The 16314-nt window shown below is 64.7% G+C and carries 11 protein-coding genes; 3 read left to right on the top strand and 8 right to left on the bottom strand.

Annotated features, from left to right (window positions below):
- Positions 1 to 25: 25 nt before the first annotated feature.
- Complete coding sequence (gene dibA / locus DFS21_RS05610; protein ID WP_102683488.1) at positions 26 to 1921, bottom strand: phosphodiesterase DibA; 1896 nt, start codon at positions 1919 to 1921, stop codon at positions 26 to 28.
- A 150-nt stretch (positions 1922 to 2071) separates the two neighbouring features.
- Here dibA and desA point away from each other — a divergent pair, with 150 nt between their 5' ends.
- Together desA and DFS21_RS05600 are read left to right on the top strand one after the other, a co-directional pair.
- On the top strand, positions 2072 to 3256 hold the full coding sequence (desA, locus tag DFS21_RS05605) for a delta-9 fatty acid desaturase DesA (RefSeq protein WP_102683489.1): 1185 nt from the start codon (positions 2072 to 2074) through the stop codon (positions 3254 to 3256).
- Between the two features lie 141 nt (positions 3257 to 3397).
- Complete coding sequence (locus DFS21_RS05600) at positions 3398 to 4387, top strand: sensor domain-containing diguanylate cyclase (protein ID WP_110697135.1); 990 nt, start codon at positions 3398 to 3400, stop codon at positions 4385 to 4387.
- Between the two features lie 42 nt (positions 4388 to 4429).
- On the opposite strand, the gene DFS21_RS05595 is transcribed toward DFS21_RS05600, so the two are convergent.
- The 5 genes from DFS21_RS05595 to DFS21_RS05575 all read right to left on the bottom strand — a co-directional run bounded on the left by DFS21_RS05595 (position 4430) and on the right by DFS21_RS05575 (position 13134).
- A complete protein-coding gene (locus tag DFS21_RS05595; protein ID WP_110697133.1) occupies positions 4430 to 5755 on the bottom strand; it encodes a response regulator in 1326 nt (441 codons plus the stop codon).
- Positions 5756 to 5890: 135 nt separating this feature from the next.
- Positions 5891 to 7168, bottom strand: a complete 1278-nt coding sequence (gene gabT, locus DFS21_RS05590) for a 4-aminobutyrate--2-oxoglutarate transaminase (RefSeq protein WP_110697131.1) — start codon at positions 7166 to 7168, stop codon at positions 5891 to 5893.
- 183 nt (positions 7169 to 7351) lie between these two features.
- Entirely contained in the window at positions 7352 to 8794 is a 1443-nt protein-coding gene (gabD, locus tag DFS21_RS05585) for an NADP-dependent succinate-semialdehyde dehydrogenase (protein WP_046853707.1), read from the bottom strand.
- Positions 8795 to 9109: 315 nt separating this feature from the next.
- Positions 9110 to 10783 (bottom strand): aryl-sulfate sulfotransferase, encoded by a 1674-nt coding sequence (locus tag DFS21_RS05580; RefSeq protein ID WP_111531963.1) that lies wholly within the window; start codon positions 10781 to 10783, stop codon positions 9110 to 9112.
- A gap of 17 nt (positions 10784 to 10800) precedes the next feature.
- Positions 10801 to 13134: a TonB-dependent receptor gene (locus DFS21_RS05575; RefSeq protein ID WP_111531962.1), complete on the bottom strand. Its 2334-nt coding sequence runs from the start codon at positions 13132 to 13134 to the stop codon at positions 10801 to 10803.
- 192 nt (positions 13135 to 13326) lie between these two features.
- Here DFS21_RS05575 and DFS21_RS05570 point away from each other — a divergent pair, with 192 nt between their 5' ends.
- On the top strand, positions 13327 to 14232 hold the full coding sequence (locus DFS21_RS05570) for a LysR family transcriptional regulator (protein ID WP_110697125.1): 906 nt from the start codon (positions 13327 to 13329) through the stop codon (positions 14230 to 14232).
- A gap of 32 nt (positions 14233 to 14264) precedes the next feature.
- Here DFS21_RS05570 and DFS21_RS05565 read toward each other — a convergent pair whose 3' ends face one another.
- Both DFS21_RS05565 and DFS21_RS05560 read right to left on the bottom strand, forming a co-directional pair.
- Positions 14265 to 15170, bottom strand: a complete 906-nt coding sequence (locus DFS21_RS05565; RefSeq protein ID WP_111531961.1) for a TauD/TfdA family dioxygenase — start codon at positions 15168 to 15170, stop codon at positions 14265 to 14267.
- A gap of 28 nt (positions 15171 to 15198) precedes the next feature.
- Entirely contained in the window at positions 15199 to 16239 is a 1041-nt protein-coding gene (locus DFS21_RS05560; RefSeq protein WP_111531960.1) for an ABC transporter substrate-binding protein, read from the bottom strand.
- Between the last annotated feature and the right edge of the window lie 75 nt (positions 16240 to 16314).

Raw genomic sequence — 16314 nt, 5'->3', positions numbered from 1 at the left:
AGCGGGCTTACCACGCGATACGGTGTCAGCCCCAGTGCAGCTCCGCCGCCGGCACCGGCCGCCCGAACCAGTACCCCTGCCCCAGCTGGCACTGCTGCTCCAGCAGGAACCGCGCCTGCTCGGCCTGCTCCACCCCTTCGGCATGCACCTGCATGCCCATGCTTCGCGCCAAGGCGATGATCACCCGCACGATGGCAATGTCGTCTTCATCGTGGGGCAGGCCTGCCACGAAGCCCTGGTCGATCTTCAGCTTTTGCACGGGCATGCGTTTGAGCCGCAGCAATGACGAATAACCTGTACCGAAATCGTCGATGGCCAAGGTCACGCCCAGCTCGCGCAGGCGATGCAGCTGTTCCAGGGCGACTTCTGGGTCTTCCATCACCGCGCTCTCTGTCACTTCGAGCTCGAGCAGCGACGGATCCAGCCCGGTATCGTGCAGCGCATCGGCCACCTGGCGGTACAGGTCACGCTGGCTGAACAGGCGACTGGAGATGTTCACCGCCACGAATGCCAGCTGCCGCCCTTCGGCCTGCCACTGCACCATCTGCCGACACGCTTGGTGCAGCACCCAGGCGTCGATTTCGGCAATCAGCCCGGTACGCTCGGCGATGGGGATGAACTCCCCGGGGGGGACCAGGCCACGCACGGGATGCTGCCAGCGCACCAGCGCCTCGACGCCGATCATCCGGGCGGTGAACAGGTCGTGCACCGGCTGGAAGAACACCCGCAGCTCCTGCTGTTCGAGCGCCCGACGCAATTCGCCGGCGGTCTCGACCCGCTGCTGGGCATGGGCGGTAAGCTCCTCGGTGTACAGCGCGTAGCAGGCGCGGCCATTGCTCTTGGCCTTGAACAGCGCCGAATCGGCGTTGCGCAGCAGCTGCTCGGCGCTCAGTGCATCGTTGGGGAACAGGCTGATGCCGATGCTGGCACTGATGAACAGGCGGTTGCCCTCGAAACAGAACGGTTCTTTCAAGCGCTCGATGATCGATTGCGCCAACTTGCCTGCCTGGCCGACCTGCTGACAGCTCTCGGCCAGCACGCCGAACTCGTCTCCCCCCAGGCGCGCCAGGGTCACACCGTTGCCCAGCACCTCGCGCAGGCGTTCGCCGACCAGCTTGAGCAGTTGGTCGCCAATGGTGTGGCCGAGGCCGTCGTTGATGCTCTGGAAGTGATCGAGGTCGAGCAGCAGCAAGGCGCAGCCGCGCTTGTTGGCCTGCGCCGCGGCCATCGCCTGCATGGCGCGATCATTGAACAGCAGGCGGTTGGGCAGACCGGTCAGCGGGTCGTGGTGAACGAGATAGGCCAGCTCCTGTTCGGTGTGCTTGATCACGCTGATGTCGCTGAACACTGCGACGTAATGGCTAAGCTCACCACTGTCGTCACGAATGGCGCAGATCGTCTGCCATTGCGGGTAGATTTCCCCGCTTTTACGGCGATTCCAGATTTCCCCGCTCCATTCGCCCTGCTCCGCCAGCGCGGCATAGATCTGCTGGTAGAACGGCGCCCCATGCCGCCCTGACTTGAACTTGCTCGGACGTTGACCGATGACTTCTTCCTGCTGGTAGCCGGTAATGCGCATGAATGCCCGGTTGACGTGCACGATCAGGCCGTTGCGATCGGTCACCAGCACCCCTTCCAGGGTGCTGTCGAACACCGCCGCAGCCATGCGCAGGCGCTCGCGGTCATCGCTGCGCAGGCGCGCGCCGATACCAATGAAGTTGAGCAGGCGCGCACGTGAAACGAAGATCAGCGCGGCACTGAGCAAGACCCAGAGCACGACATTGATTTGCCGCCCCACGGCAAGGGCCAACGGATCCTCGGTCATGCCGTGCAAGACCAGCTCGGACAGCACCAGCCAGAGAATCGAAAGCAACACGTAGAGCCCCGCCATGCGCAAGGCGTCGCGAACGGAAACAGACATGTCGGGTGAATGAGCCCATGAAAAAAGAAGGGGCATTATAGGGGCTGAAACACCCTGTGACTTCCTATCCAAAAGCGCGACTGGTTTTATTTCCCCGCCAAAGGATAATGCCTGCGTTGTTCCGCCTGTTTTCCGAGGGTATTTCCCGTTATGTGGTATTACGGTCTGCTCGACTTGTCGGCCTGGCAACTGGTCGCCGTCACCCTGCTGATGACCCATGTGACCATCGTCAGCGTCACCATCTACCTGCACCGCTACTCGGCCCACCGCGCCCTGGAGCTGAACGCGGGCCTCAAGCATTTCTTCCGTTTCTGGCTGTGGCTCACCACGGCGCAGAACACCCGCGAGTGGACCGCCATCCACCGCAAGCACCACGCCAAGTGCGAAACCCCCGACGACCCGCACAGCCCGGTGCACAAGGGCCTGGGCACCGTGCTGCGCAAGGGCGCCGAGCTGTACCGGGAAGAGGCGAAAAACGAGGAAACGCTGCGCATCTACGGCAAGAACTGCCCGGACGACTGGATCGAGCGCAACCTCTACACCCGCTACAAGCTCGGCGGCATCGCCCTGATGGCGGTACTCGACCTGCTGCTGTTCGGCACCATCGGCATCACCATCTGGGCGATCCAGATGATGTGGATTCCGTTCTGGGCCGCCGGTGTGGTCAACGGTCTGGGCCATGCCGTGGGCTATCGCAACTTCGAATGCCGCGACGCCGCCACCAACCTGGTGCCGTGGGGCATCATCATTGGCGGCGAGGAGCTGCACAACAACCACCACACCTACCCCAACTCGGCCAAGCTCTCGGTACGCCGCTGGGAGTTCGACATGGGCTGGATGTGGATCCGCCTGCTGAGCCTGCTGCGCCTGGCCAAGGTGCAACGGGTGGCGCCCATCGCCCATCGGGTGGAAGGCAAGGCGTCGCTGGACATGGACACTGCCATGGCCATCCTCAACAACCGCTTCCAGATCATGGCCCAGTACCGCAAGCTGGTGATCGGCCCGCTGGTCAAGCAGGAGCTGGACAAGGTCGACACCTCGGTACGCCACCGCTTCCGCCGCGCCAAGCGTCTGCTCTCGCGGGAAACCAGCCTGCTGCAGGATCGCCACCACGTGCGCATCGAGTCGCTGCTGGCCCACAGCCAGGCTCTCAAGACCATCTACGAAAAGCGCCTGGCGCTACAGCAGATCTGGGCGCGCACCAGCGCCAACGGCCACGACATGCTCGCCGCCATGAAGGACTGGGTACACGAGGCCGAGGCCAGTGGTATTCAGTCGCTGCGTGACTTCGCCGCCCAGCTCAAGACCTACTCGCTGCGCCCCAACGGCGCCTGAGCCACCGTTGATCGGCATGCCCCGCAGAGGGGCGTGCCGACCGGAACTTCCCCCCCTGCAATCGACTCAAATCCGGCATATCGCCCGCGTGGCGGGCCGGACCGTGGCCGCACGCCCATCGTCGAGAACCGTTCCGTGCTCATGGCCAAAGATCTCCCACCCACCTCTACCGGCACCCCGCGCCCCGAAGCTGCTCAAACCCTGCTCGCCCTGTTGCACGCTCAAGGCGAAGTGGCCCGCCTGAGCGAACGCGAGCAGCTGTACAGCTCGCTGCTCGACAGCGTCAATGCCGTGCTCTGGGCCTTCGATTGGGAAACTCGCCAGGTGCTTTATGTCAGCCCCGCCTACGAGCGCATTTTCGGCCGCCCGGCCAGCCTGGTGCTGGCCGACTACAACGAATGGCGCGACGCCATCTACCCGGACGACCTGGAGTACGCCGAGCGCAGCCTGGCCCAGGTGCTGGTCAAGGGCACCGTCGAGGACCGCGAGTACCGCATCCTCAACGCCGCCGGCGAGGTGCGCTGGCTCAGCGACAAGTGCTATATCAACCAACAGCGTGAAGGCGACCAGCGGGTGATCATCGTCGGCATCGCCGAGGACATCACCGAGAAAAAACAGCTCGAAGGTGAGTTGCAGCGCCTGGCCACCACCGACGTGCTCACCCAGAGCAGCAACCGCAGGCATTTCTTCGAGTGCGCCCAGCAGGCCTTCGACAGCGCCCGCGAGGACGGCACGCCGATGGCCTTCCTGCTGTTGGACATCGACGACTTCAAGCACATCAACGACAGCTATGGTCACCAGGAAGGCGACCAGGTGCTGCAGCGCATCGCCGACAGTGGCAAGGCCGTGCTACGGCGTGGCGATCAGTTCGGGCGCATTGGCGGCGAAGAGTTTGCCGCCGTGTTCCCAGGCTGCACCGCTCAGGTAGCCGAACAGATCGCCGAGCGGCTGCAGCGGGAAATCCAGCGGTTGAGTTTCAGCCATGGTGAGCAGACCTATGGCGTCACGGTGAGCCAGGGGCTGACCGGGCTGATTGATGAAGACGAAACGCTGGACAGCCTGTTCGCTCGGGCCGATGCGGCGATGTACAGGGCCAAGCGTCAGGGCAAGAACCAGATCGTTCGCGGCTGAGGGGAGCCTGGAAAACCCACTGAACGCTGGTTTTCCAGCCTACTAAGGCTGCTTCTCTTCTCCATCGTCCTCAGTTGCGCAGGCGCTGGAAACGACCGCTGCCTCGCTCTGCGCAGCCTGCTCCTCCTGACCCTCGGCCGCCTCCCGTGCCAGCGCCTCCGGGTCCACCTTGCGCAGCCGCGACAACTCCGGCAACCCCAGCTTGAGCAAGCGCGCCGTCTTGCTGCTAGCGATCTTCTCCAGCCCCTCACTGGGCCTGAGTCGCGACAGTTGCCCGGCCAGGTTCATCGCCAGGATCTCCCGGGAGTAGACGCCGCCACCGAGCTGATACACCGCGGCGATCAGCTCGCGCAGGTCGAGCGGCAAGCGCCAGCGGGTGCGCAGTGCCGAGCCGAACGGGGCGCCGAACTCGTTGAGCGACAGCTCCACCTGGTCTTCGTCCAGCTCGCCACCGGCCAGCCGCCACTCCTGCAAGGTGCGAAGTACCGCCAGGTCGCCCAGGCAATGCAACAAACCCGCGCAGTAGCAGCGCCCTTCGTCCACTTCGAGGGTGCGCGCCAAGGTGCGTGCGTAGTCGGCGGCATGCAGCGAAAGGTTCCAGTAGTGCGCGGCATGCCGCGCCAACAAGGGGTCGCTCAACCGCGCGCTGCGCTTGAGCGTTAGCCCGAGGATCAGGTTCATGCTCTGGGTGCTGCCAAGCTTGTTCAGCGCCTGCAGCAAGGTCTGCACCGGCGCTTCGCGATGCAGCGCGGCGCTGTTGGCGGCAGCGATGAGCACGCCGGTAATCTGCGGGTCGTTGCGTACCTCTTCCTCGAGCACCTTGAGGTTCAAGCCATTTGGGTTGAGGGCGCGCTTGACCGCCACCTGCACATCGGCGAACAGTGGGCCGCCATCGGCAGTGGCGCGGCGTTGCTCGAGGTAGGCCGGCAGTTGCACGCCGGGCTGCAGCGGCGGCACCGGGCAGGCGATCTGCTCGCCCACCTCCAGCAGCAGGTTTTCCAGACGCTTGCGCAGGTTGTCCAGGTCGAGCGGCTTGCTCAGGTAGGCGGTGGGGTGCAACGGCAGCGCCTCGCGCACACTGGCGCTGTCGGTGCGGTTGCTCATCAGGATGAACGGCAGGCCGGGCTTGTCGCCCCTGGCGCGCACCTTGCGCAGCAGATCCAGGCCATCGAGGCCGGAAAGCTCACGGGCGGCGATGATCAGGTCAGGCTTGGCCGCCAGCGCGCTCAGGGCCTGGGAGCCATCGGCACAGACCTGCAGGCGGGCGTCACAGCGCACACTGAGCAGCATTTCGCTGAGCATGTCGCGTACCCAAGGGTCACCCTCGGCGATCAAGACACAAGGGGCAACGGGGTCGGCAGCGCTCATGAGCGAGTCTCCAGAAATGACGCGCGATCCATCGCAGCTTCCACGGAATCCTCCTACAACCTTAGCGCCTGAAGCCGGCGAACGGCATAAAAAAACCCGCCGAGGCGGGTTTTTTTCTGAAACGTGTCACATATTTCAGGCCAGTTCGGCGAAGCACTCTTCGATGATCGCCAGGCCTTTATCCAGCAGGGCATCTTCGGCGGTCAGCGGTACCAGGATACGCAGGACGTTGCCGTAGGTGCCGCAGGACAGCAGGATCAAGCCCTTGTCGCGAGCCTTGGCGACAACCTGGGCAACGGCGGCGGCGTTCGGGGTGTGGGTGCCTTTCTCGAAGACTTCCACGGCAATCATCGAGCCCAGACCACGGACATCGCCGATGATCGGGTGCTTCTTCTGGATTTCACGCAGGCCAGTGGTCAGGCGTTCGCCAACGGCCTTGCTGCGATCCAGCAGTTTCTCTTCCTCGAACACTTCGATCACCGCCAGGGCTGCGGCGCAAGCGATCGGCGAACCGGCGTAGGTACCGCCCAGGCCGCCTGGGGCGATGGCGTCCATGTACTCGGCCTTGCCGCACACACCGGCCAGCGGGAAGCCGCCGGCGATCGACTTGGCGAAGGTGGTCAGGTCAGGCGCGACGCCCATCTGCTCCATGGCGAAGAAGGTACCGGTACGGCCGGCGCCGGTCTGCACTTCGTCGGCAATCAGCAGGATGCCGTGCTGGTCGCACAGGGCACGCAGGCGCTGCATCAGCTCTTTCGGCGCAGGCAGGAAGCCGCCTTCGCCTTGTACCGGCTCGAGGATGATCGCGGCGATATCACGCGGCTCGGCGTCGTTCTTGAAGATGCGCTCGACCGAAGCGATGGCGTCGTCAACGCTGACACCGTGAAGCTCGCTCGGGAACAGGGCGCGGAAGATGCCGCCTGGCATCAGGCCCATGCCGGCGGAGTACGGCACGACCTTGCCGGTCAGGCCCAGGGTCATCATGGTGCGGCCATGATAGCCGCCGGTGAAGGCGATCACGCCAGCACGGCCGGTGGCGGCACGGGCGATCTTCACAGCGTTTTCAACGGCTTCGGAGCCGGTGGTGACCAGCAGGGTCTTCTTGTCGAAGTTGCCAGGCACCAGCTTGTTGATCTTTTCGCACAGCTCGACGTACGGCTCGTAGGCCAGCACCTGGAAGCAGGTGTGGCTGACCTTGGTCAGCTGCTCTTGCACGGCCGCGACCACTTTCGGGTGCAGGTGGCCGGTGTTCAGTACCGCGATGCCGCCGGCGAAGTCGATCAGTTCGCGGCCTTCAACGTCGATCACCGTCGAGTTCTTCGCGGTATCGACGAAGATCGGGTGGATCTGGCCAACGCCACGTGGGACGGCGGCGACACGACGTTGCATCAGGGATTCGTTGGTCTTGCTCATAGTGCCCTCAATTGCGCCGGTTCTGCGGCGCTTTTATTCGGGGGTGGCTGGACGCAGGCGTGCACAGTATTCGTTGATCGACTGTCACACATGCCCTGGCCACCGGGTACCGCTATGTCAAAAAGGCCAGCGAGACGTCGCTCTCGCGCCCCGCTGGCAGAGGTAAAAGCGTTTACCTGGCGATCAGACGCTGATGCACAGGTATTTGATCTCGAGGTAGTCCTCGATGCCGTACTTGGAACCTTCGCGGCCCAGGCCCGACGCCTTGATGCCGCCAAACGGCGCGACTTCGTTGGAGATCAGGCCGGTGTTGATGCCGACCATGCCGTACTCCAGGGCCTCGGCGACGCGGAACACGCGGCTCATGTCACGGGCATAGAAGTACGAGGCCAGGCCGAACTCGGTGTCGTTGGACATGGCGATGACTTCGGCCTCGTCCTTGAAGCGGAACAGCGGCGCCAGCGGGCCGAAGGTCTCTTCCTTGGCGACGGCGGCGGTTTTCGGCACGTCGACCAGGATGGTCGGCTCGAAGAAGTTGCCTTCGATGAGCTTGCCACCGGACAGCACCTTGGCGCCCTTGGCGACGGCGTCCTCGATGTGCTCCTGGACCTTGGCGACAGCCTTGCCGTCGATCAGCGGGCCAGTGGTGGTGCCTTCTTCCAGGCCGTTGCCGATCTTCAGCTTGGCCACGGCGGCTTTCAGCTTCTCGGCGAACGCATCGTAGACGCCGTCCTGCACGTAGATACGGTTGGCGCAGACGCAGGTCTGACCGTTGTTGCGGTACTTGGAGATGATCGCGCCCTCGACCGCCTTGTCCAGGTCGGCGTCGTCGAACACGATGAACGGCGCGTTGCCGCCCAGCTCCAGGGAAACTTTCTTGATGTCCTTGGCGCACTCTTCCATCAACTGGCGACCAATTTCGGTCGAGCCGGTGAAGGACAGCTTGCGCACCAGGGAGTTGCCGGTCAGCTCGGAGCCGACTTCGCCGGCGCTGCCGGTGATCACGCTCAGCACGCCAGCCGGGATGCCGGCACGGGTGGCCAGTTCGACCAGGGCCAGGGCAGAGTACGGGGTCTGCGAAGCGGGCTTGAGCACCATGGTGCAACCGGCGGCCAGGGCCGGGCCGGCTTTGCGGGTGATCATCGCGGCCGGGAAGTTCCACGGGGTGATGGCGGCGGTGACGCCGATCGGCTGCTTGATGACGATCAGGCGCTTGTCCGGCTGGTGGCCTGGGATGACGTCGCCGTAGACACGCTTGGCTTCTTCGGCGAACCACTCGATGAACGAGGCGGCATAGGCGATTTCGCCCTTGGCTTCGGCCAGTGGCTTGCCCTGCTCGGTGGTCATCAGGCGGGCCAGGTCGTCCTGGTGCTCGATCATCAGCTCGAACCAGCGGCGCAGCTTGCCGGCACGCTCTTTGGCGGTCAGTGCGCGCCAGGCCGGCAGCGCCTTGTCGGCGGCCTCGATGGCGCGGCGGGTTTCGGCGGCGCCCATCTTCGGCACGCTGCCGATCACTTCGCCGGTGGCCGGGTTGGTCACCTTGATGGTCTGACCGCTGTCCGCATCCAGCCATTCACCATTGATGAAGGCCTGCTGGCGGAACAACTGAGCGTCTTTGAGCTGCATGTCGGCTTCCCTTTACTGCGAATTTTGATTGTTGAAAAGGCGCCCTCGATGCGGGGGCGGCCGTCAGGAATTCGTGCACCAGGGTGTTCGACGCCTGGGTGCCGAGCGTTTGAAATCTCAAACGGAATGCTAAGCGGGCGCTGGGGGGTTGGACAATAGGCTGTTCGAAAAAAAGAACGAGTGGTTGAACACCCCCTGGCAAACGGCCCAATCGCGGGGCAAGCCCGCTCCCACAAGGAGCGCAGGGTTCCTGTGGGAGCGGGCTTGCCCCGCGATTGGGCCGTAAGAGGTTAGACCATCGGTCAGAAGGAAGGGTCAGAACGCCTTGTCGAGGTCGATCACCAGTGCCCGGTAGCCCACGCTGCCCGGCTGGCGGCTGTGCACTTTCAGCTCCACCGCCACCTCCTGGGTGCCGCGACGCACTTCATTGAGCACGCTGGTCGTCAGCTTCTCGGGCGTGAGGAAGTTCACCGAAGCCGAATAGATGAACTGGGTATCGGTATCGGCCCGATACGCCACCACCGAGGTGATCGGGCTGTACCACTCGTCACCACGCTCCTTGCCGTATTGCCACACCTGCTCGACCGTGCCCTTGGCCTCGTCGATCCTGTACTCCACCGCCCGGCTGTAGTTGCCCGCCAGCTTGGTCGGGCCGAAGTCCCGGCCCCAGCCGTTGTCGAACACGGTCAGCGTGCCGTGCCCGGTCAGCCAGGCGGTGTGCTGGGTCCAGGACCATTCGAAGCCCTCGCCCACGGGTTTGAGCACCTTGTCCTGCAGGCGCGCCGGCCAGCCCTGGGGCGCAGCAAGAATCCACTTCACCTGCTTGTCGCGACCGATCTTCACCACGCCCTGGTGCCGTGCTGAAACGATGATGCTGTCGTCATCGGCGTCGTAGTCGATGGCGTTGACGTGGGCCCAGTTGCGTCCGGTACCGACGCCGGGAGTGTCGCCGAACGGCAGGTCGCCTTCGGCCAGCTCGTTGGCCAGGCGCTCGTCCTGTTTCTGCACGCCGTCCGGCAGCTGGATCGCGGCCTTGCCCAGGGTTTCCAGCAGCTCGCCGCGGTACGGGTCGAGGATCTGGTTCAAGTCCCAGAAGTCGAGCACGTCGCCGGCCTCGTTGACCTCGATGATATGGTCGCGGATCGAGCGCACGCGCTTGCCATCCGGGCGGCGGTAGTCGCTGGTGCCGACCCGCAACAGGTAGGTGCCGTTGGGCGTCTCGCGGATCTCGTGGGAGAAGTCGGCGAACTTGTCCGGCAGGTTGCGCTGCCAGATACGCCGGCCAAGCAGGTCGTACTTGGAATAGGTCTGGCCCTGGCCCCAGATCAGCTTGCCGTCGCGGGTCTGGTGGAAGCCCATGGTTCCGCCCAGGCCGTCGCGGTGGTTGGAATCGTGGATCTGCTCGATATCGAGGTACCAGCGCACATCGCCGTTGCTGTCGGCGATCCAGTTGTTGCCCACCGAGTCCCACTCGGCAGCGCCGCCCAGGCCGTTCCACTTGAAGGCACGCCCGCCGGGGATGTCGGCCAGCAGATGATTGAACAGATACAGCCGCCGCTCGAAACCGGGCGCGACCTTGATCGGTTCGACCTCGGGCAGCGCCGCCGTCTGCTTCGCCACCACCGGCAGGCGCACCGCCGGGGCGTAGATTTCGTAACGCTCGCGAATGCGCTCACCCTCGAGCTTGTAGCTCACCTCCACCTGGTTGACGTGGTCCGGATACAGGCCGAACACCGGAATGCCACCGTAGGTCCACAACGAGCGTTCGGACACCTCGTAGCTGATATCGATACCGCGCTCGCCACGCCCCAGCACACGAACGTGAACGGCGCCAAGGCTGCGGCCGCCGTCGCGGATGATCGCAGTCAGGGGCGCCAGGCGATACGGGTTGACCACCACGTCGCCGAGCAGGGCTTCGTCGCGGTCGGGCACCTTGGCGGTGAGGCAGGCGCCTTCGGGCAGGTCGTGGGGTTGGGTCTTGGCGTTCATGGCAATGCTCCTTGTGCTCAGAAGTCGTAACGGGCGGTGGCGCCCACGGTGCGCGGCGTGCCAAGCACCCCGGCATAGCCGCCGTTAGCGGAGTTCCACAGGCTGGTGAAGTAGGTCTTGTCGCCGGCGTTCTTCACCCACAGCGACAGGTCGAGCACGCCGTCGCCCTGGTCCAGGCGCACGCCGGTGGACAGGTTGACGATGGCGTAGCTGGGGATCTGGCCATAGTCGGAATCGTCGATGGTGCCGACGGCCCTGGAGCGGAAGGCGTAGCTGGCGGTGACGTAGGGCTCGATACGCTCGGTCAGCTGCCACTTGTACTGGCCGTTGAGGTTGGCGATGTACTTGGAGGCGCCGACCACCTGGTGGCCGGACAGATCGCAAGTGGCCGCGGCATTGGCCAGGCTCACCTCCGGTGGGCACGGTGCGTCGTCGTACTCGGTGTAGCGCACGTCGTTCCACGAGCCATTGAAATTCACGGTCAGCCCGCGGACCGGCAGGGCCGTGGCCTCGAACTCCAGGCCCCGCGAGCGCACGCTGCCGGCGTTGGCCAGGTACTGCACGCGGTTGGCCTCGTCATAGACGTTGGCCTGGTAGCCATGCACTTCGGTCCAGAACAGGTTGGTGTTGAGTTGCAGGCGGTTGTCCAGCAGCGTGCTCTTGATCCCCAGCTCCGCGTTGTTGGCGCGTTCGGTGCCCACCAGTAGCGAGTCGGTGCCCAGCCGTGGCGCGGCGCCGACGGTGAGGTTGACACCGCCAGACTTCTCGCCGTGGGACAGGCTGGCATAGCCCAGCACCGCTTCGCTGAAGCGGTAGCTCAGGCTGAGCAGCCCGGAAGGGGCGAAGCTGTATTGGTTGAGGTCACCTGAATCGTAGGCGCCCACCCTGCCCTGGCGCGCCGCGGCCGCCGCACCGGTCACGGCCGCGCCGCCGGACGGCGCGTCGCGGGTCACCCAGGCGCTTTTCTCTTCGTAGGTACCCCGCACGCCAGCGGTGAAATCCAGGCGCTCGGTCAGGTGCCAGGTGCCCTGGGCGAACAACGCGTAGCTGTCGGTATCGATATGGCCGTTGCCGATTGTGGTGACGTTGGCCAGGGCGCCAGCCGGGGTCAGGTTCCAGATGTCGGCTTGCGGTCCGTTGTAGGTGAACGATTTGTTGTCCAGATCCTGCTTGAAGTAATAGGCGCCGAGCACATAGTCGAAGAAGCCACCGGTGGGAGAAGCGAGGCGGATTTCCTGGGAGTACTGCTTGTCGCGCACCGAGACCCCGGCGCTGTGGAACACCGGCACGTTGAGGCCGTCGTCGTTGCGCGGCGTGAAGTCCCACCAGCGGTAGGCGGTGATCGAGGTAAGGGTGAAGTCGTTGGGCAAGGTCCAGTTGGCTTCCACCGAGGTTCCACCCTGGAACACCTTGACCATCTGGTCGGCGTCGAAGTTGACCTTGCGGTCCTTGCCCGACACCAGGGTTGCGCCGGCCTGGGCGGCCAGGCTCTCGTAGCGGTTCACGCCATTGATGGTCGGGCCGGTGCTGTAGAGGCTGAGGATACCGTTGTCGGAGTTTTCTTCGTTGTATTCGCCGATCCAGCGCAGGTTGAAGGTTTCGCTGGGCTTGAACAGCAACTGGGTGCGAAAGCCCTGGCGTTTGCCGCCGTTGAGGTCATGTCCGTTGTAGACGTTCTTCACATAGCCGTCGTCCTCGGTGTGGTAAGCACTGATGCGCCCGGCGAGGGTGTCGGTCAAAGGACCGGAGAAACTGCCCTGGGTCTGCCAGTAGCCATCCTCGCCCAGCGACGACTGCACGCTGCCCTCTTGGTGGAAAGTCGGCTTGCGCGTGGTGATGTTGAGCACACCGGCTGTGGTGTTCTTGCCGAACAGCGTCCCCTGCGGGCCACGTAGCACTTCCAGCTGCTCGACATCGAGCAGGTCGAACACCGCCATGCCCGGGCGGCCGAGGTAGACGTTGTCGAGGTAGATCCCGACGCTGCCTTCCAGGCCATCGCTGGCCGGGTTGTTGCCCAGGCCGCGGATGGAGATGCTCGATTGGCGGGCGTGCACATAGGCGACGTTGGTGCTCGGCACCAGTTGCTGCAAATCCTGCACGCGGTAGATACGCTGGGTCTCGAGGGTTTCGCTGCCCAGCACGCTGATCGGAGTGGGCACGCTCTGCGCGGTCTCTTCGCGTCGCCGGGCATTGACGGTGACGGTGCCGAGCTGGGCTTCCTGCGTCACGGCTGGGGCGGCGTTGGGCTCATCGGCAAAGCTGCTGCCGGAAGCGGCCAACAGCACTCCAGCCGCCAGGGGTTGCAGGGCGAACAACGAGGCGCGCGCGGGCCAACGGGAAAGTCGGGACATGCAGATGCTCCTTGAGGCAAGGGCCCAGGCGAGCATTTCCGTTGGCGGAACCGAATCGCGGTCAGGCTGGCTTATATTCTTTTAAGAGATATAAATATTTGTAATTCATATTTTGTGGAATAAGAGACTCCCTTTATAAGGTTCCCAACCCTTCCCAGCAATTGCATTCCACCGAAAGTTTCCATGTAGAAAATGCATATCGACCTGCGCCAGCTCCGCCACTTCATCGCCCTTGTCGAGCACCGCAGCTTCGTCGCCGCGGCGGCTGCGGTGAACCTTTCGCAATCGGCTTTCAGCCGCAGCATCCAGACGCTGGAGCACAACGTCGGCTGCCGCCTGGTCGACCGCGCCAGCAAGGAACTGGCGCCGACCCGCCAGGGCCTGCTGGTGCTGGAGCATTCGCGGCGCCTGGTGCATGGGGCGCACAACCTGGTCAACGAGATCAACCAGTTCAATGGCGCCACCACCGGCGTGGTGCGCTTTGGCTCGGGGCCGGCGCCCGCCGGCGGGCTGGTGCCGCGGGCGGTTGCGCGCTTCGTCGCCGAGTACCCGGCGGCGCGCACCTGCTTCCAGGTGGACAATTGGCAGGCCTTGAACCGCCGGCTGATCGCCGAGGAGATCGAGTTCTTCGTCGCCGACACCCGCCAGTTCGAAGCCGACCCGGATTACCAGGTGCACAAGCTCACGCCCCAACGCTGGCACTTCTGCTGCCGCGCCGGGCATCCACTGACCGAGCGTGGCGAAGTGCGCGCGCAGGACTTGTTCGACTATCCGCTGGCGACCACCTTCCGCCCGCCGAACATCCGCAAGATCCTCAGCGACCTCAGTGGGCGGCAGGACTTCCTGCCCAGCGTGGAATGCGAGCATGGCTATGCGCTGCTCAATGTAGTGCAGCACTCGGACACCATCGGCATCGCCTGCAGCGCGAACCTGCGACCTTACGAAGGGTTGGTGGCGCTGAAGCTGGCGGACCTGGCACCGGAACAGGAAGAGGCGTTCTACACCCGCTATGGGGTGGTGAGCCGGGTGGGGTATGGCTTGTCGGCGCTGGCGCAGGGATTGGTGAGGCAGTTGGTGGCCTGTGACGTCGAGTTGTAGCGAACAGGGGCCGCTTTGCGGCCCCAACGGTCTCAGCCCTTGCGCGTGGTCCGGCTCAGTTGCCCATCCACGCCCACCGGCACCTCGCCGGCCAGGGTCACCCGACGCACGATGCGCGGCTGCGTACCGTAGTCATCCACCGCATAGTGCTGGGTCGCGCGGTTGTCCCAGATCGCCACGTCCCCGGCCTGCCAGCGCCAGCGCACGGTGTTTTCCAGGCGTGTCACATGCCCCTGCAGCACCGCGAACAGATGCTGCGAGTCGGCCAGCGAATAACCCTTGATACGTTTGACGAAATGCCCCAGTTGCAACACACGCTCGCCACTGACCGGATGCACGCGCACTACCGGGTGCTCGGTCTCGTACACCGTCGAAGTGAACACCTTGCGATAGCGCTCCAGCTTGGCCGGATCGACATCAGGTTTCGCACTGGCGTAGTCGTACTCGTTGCTGTGCACCGCCCACAGCTGGTCGGCCAGGGCGCGCAGCGGTTCGGGCAGCTCCTGGTAGGCCGCGGCGGTGTTGGCCCACACCGTGTCGCCACCGGAGGCCGGCGCCACCACGCTGCGCAGGATCGAGGCCTTGGGATAGGCATCGACGAAGGTCACGTCGGTGTGCCAGGAGTTGGCCCGCTGCCCCTCGGCGCCATCGAGCTGGAGCAAGTAGCTGGTGCCATCGATCACGGGCACCGTGGGGTGGGCGATGGGGTCGCCGAGCCGTTGGGCGAAGGCTTCCTGCCCTACGTCATCCAGATGCTCCTGGCCTCGGAAGAAGATCACCTTGTACTGCACCAGCGCCGCCTGGATGGCATCGACGGTTGCCGGGTCGAGGTCGGCGGACAGCTTGATGTTGCGGATCTCGGCGCCGATGCGCCCGGCAACGGGGTGGATGTCGAGTTCGAGGGTTTGCGGCGCGGTGGCCAGTGCGGCGTTGCTCATAGTCGTGCTCCTCAGGGTTGTTGTCGGGTCAGCGGGCGGCCTGGGTGGCCTGGTCCTGTTGCAGGGCGTGGTCGATGAAGCGTGGTTCGATCCAGTCGGTTACCTGGAAGCCACGGCGGATCAGGCGCTCCTTGGTGGCCAGGTCGACGCCCTGTTGCAGCAGGCCGACGAAGCCAGCGTCCAGGCGTGGGTCGAAGTATTCGGCAAGGTTTTCCTCGGCCAGGTCGTCGCGCAGGATCGACTTTGGCCAGTTGGCGGTATTGGCCACCAGGTCCACGTAGGCTTCGCGATTGCGCTCGTCGCGCAGCCACTTCGCCGCCTGTTCCTGGGCGTTGACCAGGCGCTGCACCAGGTCGGGGTACTGGCGAATGAACGCGCCGGTGCCGAGCAGCACCGCTTGAGTACTGCCGGCCCCTTGCAGGTTGCGTGAGTTGACCGGCAACTCGACCAAGCCCCGCTCGCGCAGCGACAGCAGGTTGGACAGGCCCCAGGTGGCGTCGATCTGCTTGGCGGCCAGGGCGGCATTGGCGGCGTTGAAGTCGAGGTTGATGACTTTCAGCTCACGCTCGGACAGCCCCTGGCTGGCCAGGGCACTGGCGAACGACAGCTGGTTGGCGGTGCCGCGGAACACTGCCACGCGCTTGCCCTTGAGATCCTGCAGGCTGTGGATGCCCGAGCCCGGGACTACGCCGAGGTAGCTCTTCACACCGCGCACCCCAGCCGACAACACGCGGGTGTCGAGGCCGCTGGCCTTGCCGATGATCGCGGCCAGGTCGCCCAGGTAGGCGAAGTCCGCCTGGCCGTTGGCCAACGCTTCGTTGACCACGGGGCCTGCGCCCTTGAAGAAGCGCCAGTCGATGCGGATGCCGTCCTTGGCAAACTCCTTCTCCAGCAGTTGCTGATCGCGCAGCACATCCACCACGCCGCCGGCACTGGGCTTGCTGCCAGCGCTGAGGTCGGGCACGGCGATACGGATCACATCCGGCTGGGCGGCATGCGCTGCCACGGGCACGGCACTCAACAAGGCGGCGAGCAACGGGCTGAGCAGGTGGCGGAAGGTGGTTTTCATGGCAAGGCTCCTTGGCAGGCTGCCACCGGCGATGGCCGGCGCTATGGGCCAGAAGCTAGGCAGGTCCGGTTAGAA

The organism is Pseudomonas sp. 2848, assembly GCF_003253945.1.
Taxonomy (GTDB): Bacteria; Pseudomonadota; Gammaproteobacteria; order Pseudomonadales; family Pseudomonadaceae; genus Aquipseudomonas.
The sequence above is the reverse complement of the archived record's forward strand: the minus strand, read 5'-3'. Positions and strand labels throughout refer to the sequence as shown.

Bases quoted from the DNA above. Each gene is read 5' to 3' on its own strand.
- DFS21_RS05600 (WP_110697135.1), top strand. From the start codon at position 3,398: ATGGCCAAAGATCTCCCACCCACCTCTACCGGCACCCCGCGCCCCGAA.
- DFS21_RS05570 (WP_110697125.1), top strand. From the start codon at position 13,327: ATGCATATCGACCTGCGCCAGCTCCGCCACTTCATCGCCCTTGTCGAG.
- DFS21_RS05580 (WP_111531963.1), bottom strand. From the start codon at position 10,783: ATGAACGCCAAGACCCAACCCCACGACCTGCCCGAAGGCGCCTGCCTC.
- gabT (WP_110697131.1), bottom strand. From the start codon at position 7,168: ATGAGCAAGACCAACGAATCCCTGATGCAACGTCGTGTCGCCGCCGTC.
- gabD (WP_046853707.1), bottom strand. From the start codon at position 8,794: ATGCAGCTCAAAGACGCTCAGTTGTTCCGCCAGCAGGCCTTCATCAAT.
- DFS21_RS05565 (WP_111531961.1), bottom strand. From the start codon at position 15,170: ATGAGCAACGCCGCACTGGCCACCGCGCCGCAAACCCTCGAACTCGAC.
- DFS21_RS05560 (WP_111531960.1), bottom strand. From the start codon at position 16,239: ATGAAAACCACCTTCCGCCACCTGCTCAGCCCGTTGCTCGCCGCCTTG.
- DFS21_RS05575 (WP_111531962.1), bottom strand. From the start codon at position 13,134: ATGTCCCGACTTTCCCGTTGGCCCGCGCGCGCCTCGTTGTTCGCCCTG.
- DFS21_RS05595 (WP_110697133.1), bottom strand. From the start codon at position 5,755: ATGAGCGCTGCCGACCCCGTTGCCCCTTGTGTCTTGATCGCCGAGGGT.
- desA (WP_102683489.1), top strand. From the start codon at position 2,072: ATGTGGTATTACGGTCTGCTCGACTTGTCGGCCTGGCAACTGGTCGCC.
- dibA (WP_102683488.1), bottom strand. From the start codon at position 1,921: ATGTCTGTTTCCGTTCGCGACGCCTTGCGCATGGCGGGGCTCTACGTG.